Here is a 12,727-nt window from a genome sequence, read left to right as displayed (position 1 = left end):
CGCGGAGGTCACCCTGGAGCGCAGCGCTGTAGCGAAAGAACTGAGGGCTATGCTCGACGCCAGGGACCGGAAGCATGACGAAGCGGCCCGGCGCGACAGCACCTGCTCCCGGATATCCGGGCGGAACGAGGAACCCGTCCTCGATTGGCTTCACCTGGACCGAAACGCCGTGCTGGCGCGCCGCGCGCGCCGTCACCCCGGGCCCCGCAGCGCCTCGACAAGCGCCTCGACCAGCGCGCGCACCGGGAGCGAGGGCGACCGCTCGCCGAGCAGCTCGAGCACGTCCTCGTCGTCCTCGCCGCACGAGAGCTGTACGGCCGCGACCACGGCGCCATCGCGCTCGACCGCCAGGTCGAAGATCCCCTCCTCGTCGCTCACCGGCGCGCCGAGCAGCGCCGACAGCCGGCGGCCCAGGAGCTCGGCCAGCGGCTCGTCACCGTCGAGGCCCGCCTCGCCGGGCTCGATGGTGGCCTGGACCGCGCGCGTCGGTGCCCCGCTCACCTCGGCGCCCTCGCGATCGAGCCGGAAACGAAAGCCACGTGCCTCGAAGAACCCCGTCGTCACCGCGCGATCAAGGCACGCCGCGGGCGAGCCGGCAAGCGGGGCGGGTGATCCACGCCCATTCAGCGCGCCGCGTACTTCATGACGAACGAGGGGTACCGATCGCCGACGATCGCGCCCGGCGCGAACGCAGCGTCGAGCTGCGCGAGCTCGTCCGGGGAGACGCGCACGTCGAGCGCCGAGAGGTTCTCGTCGAGCCGCGCGCGCCGACGGATGCCGACGAGCGGCACGATGTCGTCGCCGCGCGCGCGGAGCCACGCGATGGCCAGCTGGGCTGGCGTGCAGCGCTTCCGGGCGGCCAGCTCGACGAGCGGGCGAGCTGCGCGGACATTCTGCTCCAGCGCGTGTCCTTCCATCCGCGGCGCGACGAAGTGCGCGCCAGGGCTCGGCGCCGTCGCGCCGCTGAGCAGCCCGTCGGCGAGCACGCGGTAGGCGACGATGCCGATCCCGAGCTCGCGCGCGGCCGGCAAGATCTCCGCTTCGATGAAGCGGCACGCGAGCGAGTACTCGATCTCGAGCGCGGTGATGGGGTGCACGGCGTGCGCGCGGCGCAGGAGCTCCACGCCGACCTCGGACACGCCGACGTGACGGACCTTGCCCTCGCGCACGAGGTCGGCGATGGCGCCGATCGTCTCCTCGAAGGGCACGTCGGGATCGGGTCGCCCGGGCTGGTAGAGGTCGATCTCGTCGATGCCGAGGCGCTGGAGCGAGTAGGCCGCGAACGTCTTCACCGTGGCCGGGCGGCCGTCCATCCCAAGGAACTTCCCGCCCGGGGTGCGCAGCATGCCGAACTTCACGCTCACGGAGGCCCGGTCGCGCCGGCCTTCGATGGCGCGTCCGATGAGCGCCTCGTTGTGCCCCATGCCGTAGAAATCGGCGGTGTTGAGGAGGTTCATCCCGGCGTCGAGCGCCGCCTGGATCGTGGCGATGCTCTCGGCGTCGCTGTCGGCGCCGCGGCCGGGCGACATTCCGCCGCAGCCGAGGCCCAGCGCGCCGACGAGCGGGCCGTTCTTGCCGAGATGCGTGCGCGGTATCATGGGCATCGTTCAACCCCCCCTCAATGTTAGAGCGAACGCTCTATCAATGAATCGCCGCATGCGCACTGTCAACCCCGACCAGCACGAGAAGAAGCGTCGCGAGCTCCTCCGCGCCGCCCTGCGCCGCCTCGCCGCGGAGGGCGTGCAGGCCTCCATCGCGAGCATCTGCGCCGAGGCGGGCGTCAGCCCCGGGCACCTCTACCACTACTTCCCGAGCAAGGAGGCCATCCTCGAGGGCATCTTCCAGCTCGTGCTCGACGAGGCGGCCACGCACCTGTCGGGTGACGTACGGGACGCGCGCGACCTCCCCGCGCTCGTGGCCGACCTCTACGGCGGCAAGGGGCCGTCCCTCCTCTTCGATCTGCTCGCCGAGTCGCAGCGCAACGCCGCGATCGCGGATCGGCTCCGGCGCCACAGCGCCGAGATGAAGCAGCTCCTCGCGAGCGCGATCGTGCGCGGACAGGCCGCCGGCCTCGTCGACGACACGTTGCCGGCGGCGGCCCTCGCGACGATGCTGCTCGCCGTGCTGGATGGCAGCAAGGCGATCCGGCTGCGCGATCCAGCCGTCGACGGCGGCCACGCGCGCGAGATGCTGCTCGCGCTCGTTTCGCGCGTGCTCGGCAAACGGCCCACGTCGCCGACCGCAAGCTCCGCGACGGCAGCCGATTGACCGCGCGCGATCGCGCTGCGACCCATGATCGCGCTGCGAACCATGGCAGCCATATGAACGAGGGCCTCGGCGACCGGGTTCAGGGATCTGCTTGTCCCTGGCTGTCCACCACAGAAGCGAGCGGCGCGCGGGGCAACCTCACCAGACCGGCTTTCCTGTCCGCTTGAGCGACCGGAGGAAGCGCAGCCGATCGGCCTTGGGCGGCAGCGGATCCGAGCCCTGGGCCTCGACGATGAGGAAGCAGGGCGAGCAGCATCAGAGGAACCCTCCTCCTTCTTTCGAGCGCGCTCTTCATGGAAGCGCCTCGTGTCGCGGGCTTTCTTGGGATGTCACGAGCTCTACACGTCCGGCTGATGCTCGAGGCCGAGCTCGGCCGCCAGCCGGTAGAAGTGCTCCGCCTCCTCTCGGTTGCCAAGCAACTCATGGGAGCGGCCGAGGTTCACATACAACGAAGGGTAGAAGCTCCGGACACGTTCATCGTCGACTCTCCTTGCGCGAACGAGCGCCTCTCGATTCCACGACATCGCCTCCTCTGGCGTGTCCTGAAACCGTGCGACGTAGTGCGCCGCCACGCAGGCGTCGTAGTCGTCTTTGCAGACAGCCCACGCCTGACGGTAGAGCTCCCGGGCATCCTCTTTCCTGCCTTCGAACTCCGCCCGGGTGCCCTCCGCGCAGAGTCGAATCACGGGATTATCCAGGTCCATGCACCACCGTCGTGCCTACCTCGATCCCGGGGAGTGCCTCGCTGGTGAGGAGGCATCGACCCCGCCCGCGCTCGCCGCCTCACCCGCCTGTGCCACGGAGCCCCGCATCGGTGACGGCCCGCTCCACGCGGTCGGGCGACCACGCGCCGGCGTGGCATGTGAAGAGCGTTCGCCCCTTGAACGCGCGGCCCGCGAGCTCCGCGGGCATGTCGGGCCAGCGCGCGACGAAGCTCCCCTTCGGCGCCCCCTTGCGCGCGGCGACCCACGGAGGGGCCCCGCCCTCGATCGTGAACCAGTCGATCACGCGCTCCACGTCCTGGGCCGCCTCGAGCCGCCCGATGAGCTTCGTGCTCGTGTTGCCGAAAACGTTGTAATCCACCGATCGAGGGCTCTGGGTGCAGAGCAAGCAGCCCACGCCGTACTTCCGGCCCTGGGTGAAGAGCCGGATGAGCGGCTGCTTGGCGGGCGGCTTGCTGCCGCCGGCCGGGATCCAGTCGCGCGCCTCGTCGATGTAGAAGAGCAGGTTCACGCCGCCGGAGGTCGCGTCCACGGTCGTGATCATCCAGCGGTACAGCTCCGTCGCGAGGGCCGCGAGGAAGAAGTGCTTCTCGTCGTCGTTGCTGAGCGCGTTCAGGTAAACGACGTTGAGCGGGACGCGCCCGGGCTTCGAGGGCCGGAGCAGCTCGGTGAAGTCGAGGCGCGTTCCCCCCGAGAAGAGCCGCGCGGACGGGCCTTGCACGAACGTGTTGAGCTTGCGCGCGAGCCGCTCGCGCTCGGACTTGCGGATCAGGCTGTCGACGTCGTCGATGCCGAGGTCCTCGGGGGCGGTGACGGCGGCCACGATGTCCCTCAGCCGGACCGGCGCCGCGCGCGGCAGGTGCCGCAGCACCTGGTAGAGGAACGTGCGCTGCGACTCCTCCTCGCCGCCGCACGCGCAGAGGCTGACGAGGTTGGCCGCCACCGCCACGAGCAAGCCCTCCTCCTCCTCGGCGCGGAGCGCGGGGTTCGTGATGTGGGAGAGCTCGCCCGCGCTCGGGAGCCGCAGGGGGTCGAGGCAGAGCCGCAGGCCGTGCGAGGACCCGGGCGTGAGGATGCGCGGCTCCATCCGCTCCCTCAGCTCCTCCCAGGCGCGGTGCAGCTCCGGCGGCACGTCGGACGGCGGGCGCGCCTCCATCATCTGGACGAGATCGCCCTGGGGGTCGATCGCGACGACGGGGACTCCGGCGCGCAGCGCTTCCTCGGCGATGACCTTGGCCATCCACGTCTTGCCGCTCCCCGCCGCGCCGACGACCGAGACGTGCGTCCGGAGCACCGCAGGGTCCACGCAGACGGGCGCGCCGCCGTCGTCGAAGCCGAGGAGCATGCCGGTGACGTTCGCAGTGCGGGCCTCCGGCGGCCTCGCTCCCGCGTCGAGCGCCGCGGGGGTCGAGCGCTGGCCGCCTGGCGGCGCCTCCGGCGGCTTGACGCTGGCACTGCCTGGCGGCGCCTCGGGCGGCCTGGCGCTGGTACTGCCTGGCGGCGCCTCGGGCGGCCTGGCGCTGGTACCGCCCGGCGGCGCCTCCGCGGGCGCCTTTCGCCCACGGCCCCGCGCCGGCGCCGGCGCCGGCTTCGGGCGCTCGACGGCCGGCTTCACGACCGCCAGCGCCTCGTCGAGCTCGGGATCGTCCTCCACCATCGGCTCGTCCGCGGCCGGCTCGTCCGCCGCTGGCGCGCTGGCGGCGGCGCGCTCGCTCCCCTCCGGCGCTCCGCCGCCGCGCGTGGCCTCGAGCGCCGTCCAGCGCCTGTCCCACGCGCCCACGTCCTTGTGGCCTAGCTGCGCGACGCAGGCCCCGGAGCGCTCGTGCTTGCAGCCGCCGCAGTACGCGCGGTCGCCCGGCGGCGGGAGCCCGCCCGCGCCCGCCGCGTGGTCGGACCAGGCCACCATGCTGGCGATGAGCTCGTAGACCTTGCCGCGCTTCGCCTCGATCTCCTCCCAGCGCGCCTCCCGGACGCTGCGCGTGGGGTGCAGGTAGAACACCGCCACGTCCGGCCGCGTGCCGTGCTGGTGGTGGTGCATCAGCGCGTACGTGAAGACCTGGAAGAGATCGCTGTTCGGGGAGGTCGCGGGCGTGAGCTTGTAGTCCACGATGCGGTGCTTCCCGAGCCGCGGATCGAAGTACACGTAGTCGATCGCCCCGGTCACGTGGACGTGGACGTCCTCCCCCACGTGGAACGTCACGTCGACCCGCTTGCGCGAGTCCCCGAAGAGCTGCGCCCGGAGCTCCGCCGCGGGCAGGCCCGCCGCCCTCGCGTGCGCCGCGAGCCGCGCGAGCTCCTCCATGTAGAGCTGCACCGCCGAGATGAAGCCCAGCCGCAGCGGCACGGGGCGCGCCGCGAGCGCGTCGAGGTTCAGGCAGGAGGCGTTGAACCAGCGCATCAGCGCCTGCTGGAGGCCCGGGGCGTCGCCGGCGGCCTCCAGCGCCGCCAGCACCTCGTCCGAGCTCGCCGCGGCGGCGTTGAAGCGCTCCACCGCGGTGTGGAACAGCGCGCCGCAGCCGGGCGCCTCGCCGCCCTTGCGCCAGATGCGGCTCACGACCGTCCGCCCGTCCTGCCGCTCGGCCGTGGCGCGCGCGTCGAACCAGTGCAGCCTCGGGCACGTCGCCGCGACGCGGAGCTGGGTCACGTTGACGTGCACGAGCCTCACTTCTTGCCCCGCAGCTGGACGAAGAGGTCGTCGTCGGTCGCGGTCGCGTGGACGTGGCCCTCGTCATGGAGCGCCTGCGCCGTCTTCTTGATGTGCGACCACACCTCCGGGAAGCGCTTCTCCTGCAGCTTCTTCCGGCTCGCGAAGATCTGCGCGAGCTCCTTCGCCATCAGGCCGAGGCGCCACGACAGCTCGGCCATGATGTGCTCCCGCGTCTGCTGCGGATCCCACGCCGGGGGCGGCGTCGAGTCCCCGCCGCCCTTCACGATCTCCTCGGTGAGCAGCTCGCGCAGCAGCGGGTGCGCGAGCAGGAGGCTCTGGCGCTCGAAGGACGCCAGCACCTCGGCCTCGGTCACCTTGCGGTACTGCCCGCGCGGGTGCTCGATCTCGAGGTCGTGGCTCCTCGCGGCGCCGAGGAGCCCCACGAGCGAGTCGAGCTCCGCGTGCCCGGCGAAGTCGAGGGTGAGGTGGAGGAAGCGCTGTCGGCCCAGCTTGCAGAGCGCGTCGTACGCGGCCTTGCCGGCGCCGCCGAGCCGCAGCGGCCGGCGCTCCTCGTCGGTGACGAGGATGCGCTTGTCCGTGTGCTTCGTGTCCTCGACCATGCGCTGGAGCGGCAGCCGCGCGCCGTGCCCGCTCGGCGCGCAGAGGAACGTCACGCCGGTGGTCACGACGACGCCGTCCGCGCGCTTCTCCTTGGCCACGAGGTGGTGCGCGGGGGCGGCCTTGCCGCGCTTCTTCGCGGTCGCGTGCTCGACGCTCAGGAGCGTCGAGGCACCCTTTCCGGCGCACCTGGCGAGCAGGTGGTGCGTCAGGCTCGCGAGGTTGTCCTCGTCGGGCGGCAGCGACGCCTGCTGCAGCCGGCGGCGGGTCGTGCCCTCGACGAGCTTCTTCTTCACCTCGGCGTCGATGACGTCCTCCAGCTTCGGAGCCGGCGGCGGATTCGGCCCGATCTCCGGGCCGGGCCACTCCTTGAGCCAGCGCTTGCCGCCGACGGCCGCGAGCCGATCCTGCTGCGCCTCCCAGCGGTCGCGCGCCCAGAGGATCGCGTCCCGCGGCCGGAGCTCCTGCACGCCGTCGAGGCGCCGCTCGAGCCACGCGCTGCCGAGCGGGAAGAGCCGATCGCGCTTGCGCGCGGCCATGAGCTCCTCGATCTCCTTCTCGTCGAAGCCGGAGAGCGCGGCGTCGAGCCGCCCCTCGAGGATGGCGCGGGCCTCCTCCGGCGAGATCATGTGCAGCTCGAGGATCCGCTCGGCGATGCGGTCCCACGCGGCCGCCGGGATCACCTCGCCGGTGCGCAGGGAGAGCATCGACTGCTTCACGCCGGAGACGATCACGACGAGGTGCTTCGCCCGGTCGAGCAGCGCGTGCGCGTAGGACATCAGGGCGCGCACGGCGTCGGCGTCGAGGTTGTCGATCTGGTCGAGGCAGAGCACGAGCGGGAGCTCGGCGAGGGCGCACAGGTGCGAGAGGACGTGGAGGACGCGCTCCACCGCGGCGTCGTCCGCGAGGGCGAGGCCGTCCTCCCCGGCCGCCTGGTCGAGCAGGCGCGCCTCGTCGGGCCCGAGGGTCTCGCCGGAGAGCCACAGCACCGCCGCCTGGGCGCGCTTCTCGGCGCCGGCGTCGCCGAGGCTCGCGTGCGACGTCCCGGTGAGGAACGCGTTGAGCACGGGGATGACGGCGTTCTGCGGGTCGATCTTGGCGCCGAGGCGGGCCAGCGCCTCCTTGCGCGCGTCGATCTCCCTGGGCCCCGTCATCATCTTGCGGCCCTTGAGCGCGCCCGTCCGGATGACGGCGCGGTTGAGGACCGTGTACAGGCGCGACTGCGTGTAGTCGCTGCCGCGGTGCCCTGCGAGATCGCTGACGGTCGCGCTGAGCACGTACCGGAGCATCCGCTCGGGCGAGGCGAGGATGTTGTGCAGGTAGACGACAGTCGCCTTGTCTTCCCCGGCCCACTGGAACAGCCGCGCGAGCAGGTGGCTCTTGCCGACGCCGGGCGCGCCGATGAGCAGCGCGCCGATGCTGATCGGCTCCTTCGCGGCGTCCTGCACGACGCGCACGAGCTTGGTGAAGGCGTTCTTGTGGATCGACTCGACCGTGGCCTCGCCGCCCCCGACGTCGGTGATGCGGTGGCTGCGGAACGGGTTGGTCCCCCGGACCGCCGCCAGGAAGCGCTCGAACGTCGGCTCCTCGCTCATGCGTCGTCCCTCCGCGCCACGTAGACGAACAGGTTCCCGGCCTCCATGATGCCGGCCTCGCGCTCCGCCTCGGCCATCTGGTGGTGGCGCCCGTCGGACGGGTCGAGCGAGTAGCGCCGCTGCCGCCGGAGCGCGCCGAGCTCCTCGTCGAACGTGGCGCGCGGGATGTCCGGCAGCGCGGCGCGGAGCGCGTGGAGGGTGACGTAGTTGAGGCGGCCGGAGGCGCGGTCGAGCGAGGAGAAGGCGGCGTCGAAGCGATCGGCGAAGGAGACGGCCGGCGCGCCGGGGCCGCTCTGGGCCGAGCCGCCGGTGCTGCTGGGGGCCGAGCTGCCGGGGCCGTCGGCGGCCGTGGGGCGGGCGGCGCCGTCGGTCGCGATCGCGGCGGGCCGCGCCGGCGCGCCGGCGGCCGGGAGGACGGCGTCTGCGAGGAAGAAGAACAGCGGCTTCTTCCCGAGCAAAGCGCCGATGGTGCGGGGGAGCCGGCGCTCGGTGATGCGCTGAGCGAGCGCTGCCTTGAACGCGCGGCCCAGGGGAGTCACGAGGCCCTTGGGGAGCTGCGCCACGTCGACCGCGGGAGCGTCGGCCGTCCGCGCCGACTGGAGCTGCACCTCCAGGAGCCGATCGGACTGCGCGATCGCCTCCAGGTCCTCCGCGAGCAGCACCAGCGTGGCGCCGGGGGCTGGCTTCTTCTTGCCTCCCGCGGCGCGGGAGAGCAGCACGCGCCCCTTCGCCTCCCTGGTCGTCAGCGCCTTGCTCGTCACCGCGAGCGTGTCACCGGTCAGCTCCGCCAGCCGCTCGAGCGTCGGCGGGTACGACGCGCCGCCGAGCTGCTTCTGGGACTCCAGGACGCCGAGGAGCCTCGGCACCGGCGAGGGCGGCGGCTCCTTCTTCTTGCGCGCCGCGCCCTTCTGCCTCGCGGGAGCCTTCGGCGCGGCGGCCTTCCGCGGCGCGGCGGCCTTCTTCGGCTCCTCGGCGCTGCTCTTCCTCGCTGCAGTGGTCTTCGTGGTCGTCGCCCGCGAGCGCGGACTCGATGTGCTGTTCCGGTTCGTGGCCCACCTCCCGAGTGGCCGAGATTACCCCGGTATCCAGCCATGGGAAGGGGCTCCGCGCCGCCGCGCCGCCTTTCTCTATCCGATTGACGCCCAGCTCGATTCCGCGTGACCTAGACTCGGGACCTCGTGCTGCGGAGGCGACGGAACTGGCGCGTCGCGCGGCCGATCGCCGCTCACCTCGATGCCCCGGGAGGAGCACCATGAAGCGTATCTTCTGGGTCCGGTCCGCGATCGGGGCCGCCGTATGTCTTGCCTTCCTCAGTGTCGTCCTGGGGAGCACGGCCATGGGCACGGGCGCCGGGCGCTGGACCGTCTATGGCTACGATCTGGCCAACACGCACTACGCGCGCGACGAGCACGACATCGGGCCATCGAACGTCGCATCGCTCGCCGTGAAGTGGGCCTTCACCACGACCGGCATCGTCCCCGCGACGCCGGCCGTCGAGCACGGCGCGGTCTACTTTCCGGACGGGGGCGGCAAGCTGTACAAGCTCGACGCCAGGACCGGGCACCCGATCTGGACGCGCACGATCGCGGGCCTCACGGGCACGGCCGGCGCCGTCTCGCGCACGACCCCCGCGCTCCACGGCCACACGCTGTTCCTCAGCACCCTCGCCGGCGCGCACATGATCGCCGTGGACACGCGCACCGGGGCGCTTTTGTGGAAGAGGCAGCTCGACACGCACCCCGCGGCGATCCTCACGCAGTCTCCCGTCGTGCATGGCGGCCGCGTGTACGTGGGTGTCTCCTCGCGCGAGGAGCTCTTCGCGGCGGACAACGCATATCCGTGTTGCAGCTTCCGCGGCAGCGTGGTCGCGCTCGACGCGGGGACCGGGGCGGTGCTCTGGAAGCGCTACACGGTTCCGGCCGGCTACACCGGCGGCGCAGTCTGGGGCGGCGCGCCCGCGCTCGACCTCAAGCGCCGCACGCTGTACGTGACCACCGGCAACAACTACACCGTTCCGCCGTCCGTCTCCGCGTGCGTGGAGGCCGCCGGAGACGACACCGTCGCCGCCGAGGCCTGCCTTGCGCCGGACGACTATATCGACGCCGTCCTCGCGCTCGACCTCCGCACCGGCGCGCTGAAGTGGGCGCGGCGGCTCCAGGGCTTCGACGCCTGGACGGGAGCCTGCTACTTCGGCGGCAACTGGTGCCCCGATCCGGCGGGCCCGGATTACGACTTCGGCACGGGCGCCACGCTCTTCACGGCCGGCGAGGGGGCGGAGCGCCGCGATCTGGTCGGCGCCGGCCAGAAGAGCGGTATCTTCTGGGCGCTCGATCGGGACGACGGGAGCGTGGTGTGGAGCACGCTGGTCGGTCCCGGCGGGGAGCTGGGCGGCATCATGTGGGGAGTCGCCGTCGACGAGAGCAGGATTTACGTGCCGATCGGCAACAACGGCCAGGTCGAGTACACGCTGCAGCCCTCCGGGGAGGTCATCAACTGGGGTTCGTGGAGCGCGCTCGACGCCGCCACGGGCGACATCCTGTGGCAGACGCCCGATCCCACGCCGGGCGCGCAGACCAGGGGGCCGCTGACGGTCGCGAACGGCGTGGTCTACGGCGGCTCGATGAGCGGCGACTTCCACGCGCTCGACGCCGAGACGGGCGACGTCCTCTGGAGCCATCCGGCCGACGGCTCCGTCAACGCCGGGCCGGCGGTGACGCGCGGTATGGTGTTCTGGGGGAGCGGCTACGAGAGCTTCGGCATCGGCACGCCGGGCAACACGCTCTTCGCGTTCGACTTGCCGTAGCGCTGCCCGCCGCCGGACGGCGGACGCCGGAGCCGGCCGCGCCGTTGTGCCAGGCGCGGGCGCCGGTGGCCGTCCGTCGGCCACGAAGCCTTTCCTCCTCCTGCGCCCGCCTACTCGTCGTCTTCGTCGTCTTCGTCGTCGTCCGCGTCCGTGGTCACGGGCGCCTCGCGCTCGAGCTGCTCTGTGATGGTCTGCACCTGGATCTCTGCGGCATGGATCTTCTGGCGGCAGAGCGTCACCAGATCCGCGGCCTCCTTCACGAGCGCGGAGAGCGCGTCGATGTCGACCTGACCTTCCTCGATGTTCTGCAAGATCTCCTCGAGGCGCGACGACGCCTCGCCATACGAGGCCTCTTTTGCGGCGCGCTGCGGGCTTGCCGTGTCCCCGTCGGACAGCTCCTTCGTCCCGCGCTTCGGCTTTGCCATGACCCTATGTCTCCTCCGATCCATCCGAGCGAAGCCGCAGCACGCCCTGCTTCAGCTCGGCGATGAGCATCGTCCCCTGGGGCGCGCGCGCCGCGTCGGTGAGCACCGCCCCTTCCGTCGTGCGCAGGATCGCATATCCCCGCTCCACGACGCGCCGCGGATCGAGGAGGCGCAGGCGCCGCTCGCGCGACTCGAGGCGCTCGGATTCGAGCGCCAGCCGCCGGGACGAGCGCGGCCCGAGGAGCGAGGCCATCTCGTCGACCCGATGCGAGGCTGCGTCGAGATCGCGCCTCGCCCCCTGTCGAAGCTGGCGGACCGCCTCCTGGAGCTGGCCCGCGCGGCGCGCGATCAGCAGCGACGCGGAGCGCGGGACCCGGGCCGCCCGGCGGGTGAGATCCGACGAGGCCGACCGGAGGACCCGCCGGCCCTGATCGAGGATGCTCAGGAGCGACGACTCGACCTCATCCCTCGCGTCCGAGACCCGCTTGACGAGCATCGCGGCCGCGGCGGTCGGGGTCTTCTCGCGAAAGCCCACGAAGTCGAGCGCGGAGATGTCTCGCTCATGGCCGATGCCGACGACCACGGGGAGCGGGAACGTGGCGACGGCGCGGGCGATCGGCTCCGAGTCGAACCAGGCGAGGTCGGTGCGCGAGCCGCCGCCGCGGCAGATCAGCAGCACGTCGAGCTCCGCGGCGCGCGCCCGGAAGTAGTCGAGGGCGTTCAGGACCGACGGCTCCGTCTGCCGCCCCTGGACGCGCACCCCGTGCGCCACGACGCGGAACGCGAAACCTGACTCCCTGAACGTGCCGAGCACGTCGTTGTAGGCGTCCGAGCCCAGGCTGGTCACGAGGCCGACGCGGAGGGGCAGGGCGGGGAAGGGCAGCGAGCGGTTCCGATCGAGCAGCCCTTCCTCGGCGAGCCGGCGGACGATCTCCTCTCTCCGCCGGGCGGCCTCGCCGAGCGTGTAGCCCACGTCGAGGTCCTCGATGAGGAACCGGTACGAGCCCCAGGGGACGTACAGCTCGACGCGCCCGCGCACGCGGATCTGGATCTCGTCCTCGATCTGGAACGGGTCGCCCGCCGCCGCGAGGCGCCGCTCGATCTCGGCGCGCGCGCTCTCGAAGAGGGTCGCCTTGACCTGGGCGATCTCCTTTCCGTTGGCGTCGCGCTCGACGAGCTCGAAGCCGACGATGCTCTTGTGGGCGGCCCGGTTGTACCCGCAGACCTCGCCCACCAGCCAGATCGAGGCTGGAAACGCCGCCTCGAGCGCGGCGCGGACCTGCCCGTTGAGCTTCGAGACGGTGAAGTCGGACGCGGCCATAGCTGGCCTCGGCCGAGCGTCCCCGTCGCGCGGCTCATCGGCTCGGGCCGGCTCCACGGTGGGGATCGGCGTGACGCCCCCTTCGTCGAGGGCGAGGGCCCCGCCGCGTTCCCGGTAGAGGCGCTGCGTCACCTCGCAGAAGCCGAACCCTTCGGCGTGCAGCACCTCCACCACCGCGACCACGTGTGTCTCCGGGACGCGCCAGGTCTTCTGTTCGGGATTCCAGCGGCGGGACGGGAGCGACTTCACGACGTCCACCAGCCTGCGATCGAAGGCGAAGTGGATCTGGAGGGTCCCGGTCCCGTCGCTGCTGACGCGGCGGCTCATC

Annotated in this window: 11 protein-coding genes; 3 read left to right on the top strand and 8 right to left on the bottom strand. The window is 72.2% G+C overall.

What is annotated here, in order from left to right; all coding sequences use genetic code 11:
- Positions 1-192: 192 nt before the first annotated feature.
- Both WMF19_RS30850 and WMF19_RS30845 read right to left on the bottom strand, forming a co-directional pair.
- Positions 193-564, bottom strand: coding sequence for a hypothetical protein (locus WMF19_RS30850; protein WP_437893657.1), 372 nt, complete (start codon positions 562-564; stop codon positions 193-195).
- 59 nt (positions 565-623) lie between these two features.
- On the bottom strand, positions 624-1,604 hold the full coding sequence (locus WMF19_RS30845; RefSeq protein ID WP_437893656.1) for an aldo/keto reductase: 981 nt from the start codon (positions 1,602-1,604) through the stop codon (positions 624-626).
- 52 nt (positions 1,605-1,656) lie between these two features.
- Between WMF19_RS30845 and WMF19_RS30840 the strand changes: the two genes are divergently transcribed.
- Positions 1,657-2,268 (top strand): TetR/AcrR family transcriptional regulator, encoded by a 612-nt coding sequence (locus WMF19_RS30840; protein WP_437893655.1) that lies wholly within the window; start codon positions 1,657-1,659, stop codon positions 2,266-2,268.
- Between the two features lie 338 nt (positions 2,269-2,606).
- Here the strand turns inward: WMF19_RS30840 and WMF19_RS30835 are convergent, their stop codons facing one another.
- From WMF19_RS30835 to WMF19_RS30820, 4 genes are all read right to left on the bottom strand, one after another.
- Positions 2,607-2,972, bottom strand: a complete 366-nt coding sequence (locus WMF19_RS30835; protein WP_437893654.1) for a tetratricopeptide repeat protein — start codon at positions 2,970-2,972, stop codon at positions 2,607-2,609.
- A gap of 79 nt (positions 2,973-3,051) precedes the next feature.
- Positions 3,052-5,646, bottom strand: a complete 2,595-nt coding sequence (locus WMF19_RS30830) for a helicase HerA-like domain-containing protein (RefSeq protein ID WP_437893653.1) — start codon at positions 5,644-5,646, stop codon at positions 3,052-3,054.
- A gap of 5 nt (positions 5,647-5,651) precedes the next feature.
- Positions 5,652-7,850, bottom strand: coding sequence for a hypothetical protein (locus WMF19_RS30825; protein ID WP_437893652.1), 2,199 nt, complete (start codon positions 7,848-7,850; stop codon positions 5,652-5,654).
- On the bottom strand, positions 7,847-8,716 hold the full coding sequence (locus tag WMF19_RS30820) for a hypothetical protein (protein WP_437893651.1): 870 nt from the start codon (positions 8,714-8,716) through the stop codon (positions 7,847-7,849). The genes WMF19_RS30825 and WMF19_RS30820 overlap by 4 nt, the downstream gene beginning before the upstream one ends.
- 25 nt (positions 8,717-8,741) lie before the next feature.
- Between WMF19_RS30820 and WMF19_RS30815 the strand changes: the two genes are divergently transcribed.
- Together WMF19_RS30815 and WMF19_RS30810 are read left to right on the top strand one after the other, a co-directional pair.
- On the top strand, positions 8,742-9,011 hold the full coding sequence (locus WMF19_RS30815) for a hypothetical protein (protein ID WP_437893650.1): 270 nt from the start codon (positions 8,742-8,744) through the stop codon (positions 9,009-9,011).
- Between the two features lie 91 nt (positions 9,012-9,102).
- A complete protein-coding gene (locus WMF19_RS30810; RefSeq protein ID WP_437893649.1) occupies positions 9,103-10,653 on the top strand; it encodes an outer membrane protein assembly factor BamB family protein in 1,551 nt (516 codons plus the stop codon).
- A gap of 110 nt (positions 10,654-10,763) precedes the next feature.
- Here WMF19_RS30810 and xseB read toward each other — a convergent pair whose 3' ends face one another.
- Both xseB and xseA read right to left on the bottom strand, forming a co-directional pair.
- Positions 10,764-11,078: an exodeoxyribonuclease VII small subunit gene (gene xseB, locus WMF19_RS30805; RefSeq protein WP_437791589.1), complete on the bottom strand. Its 315-nt coding sequence runs from the start codon at positions 11,076-11,078 to the stop codon at positions 10,764-10,766.
- 4 nt (positions 11,079-11,082) lie between these two features.
- Entirely contained in the window at positions 11,083-12,726 is a 1,644-nt protein-coding gene (gene xseA / locus WMF19_RS30800) for an exodeoxyribonuclease VII large subunit (RefSeq protein WP_437893648.1), read from the bottom strand.
- Position 12,727 lies beyond the last annotated feature (1 nt).

This window comes from Sorangium sp. So ce124 (assembly GCF_051525235.1).
GTDB lineage: Bacteria > Myxococcota_A > Polyangia > Polyangiales > Polyangiaceae > Sorangium > Sorangium atrum.
Note: the sequence above shows the minus strand (reverse complement) of the source record. Positions and strands in the feature narration are given on the sequence as shown.

Bases quoted from the DNA above. Each gene is read 5' to 3' on its own strand.
- WMF19_RS30835 (WP_437893654.1), bottom strand. From the start codon at position 2,972: ATGGACCTGGATAATCCCGTGATTCGACTCTGCGCGGAGGGCACCCGG.
- WMF19_RS30825 (WP_437893652.1), bottom strand. From the start codon at position 7,850: ATGAGCGAGGAGCCGACGTTCGAGCGCTTCCTGGCGGCGGTCCGGGGG.
- xseB (WP_437791589.1), bottom strand. From the start codon at position 11,078: ATGGCAAAGCCGAAGCGCGGGACGAAGGAGCTGTCCGACGGGGACACG.
- WMF19_RS30810 (WP_437893649.1), top strand. From the start codon at position 9,103: ATGAAGCGTATCTTCTGGGTCCGGTCCGCGATCGGGGCCGCCGTATGT.
- WMF19_RS30845 (WP_437893656.1), bottom strand. From the start codon at position 1,604: ATGCCCATGATACCGCGCACGCATCTCGGCAAGAACGGCCCGCTCGTC.
- WMF19_RS30840 (WP_437893655.1), top strand. From the start codon at position 1,657: ATGCGCACTGTCAACCCCGACCAGCACGAGAAGAAGCGTCGCGAGCTC.
- xseA (WP_437893648.1), bottom strand. From the start codon at position 12,726: ATGAGCCGCCGCGTCAGCAGCGACGGGACCGGGACCCTCCAGATCCAC.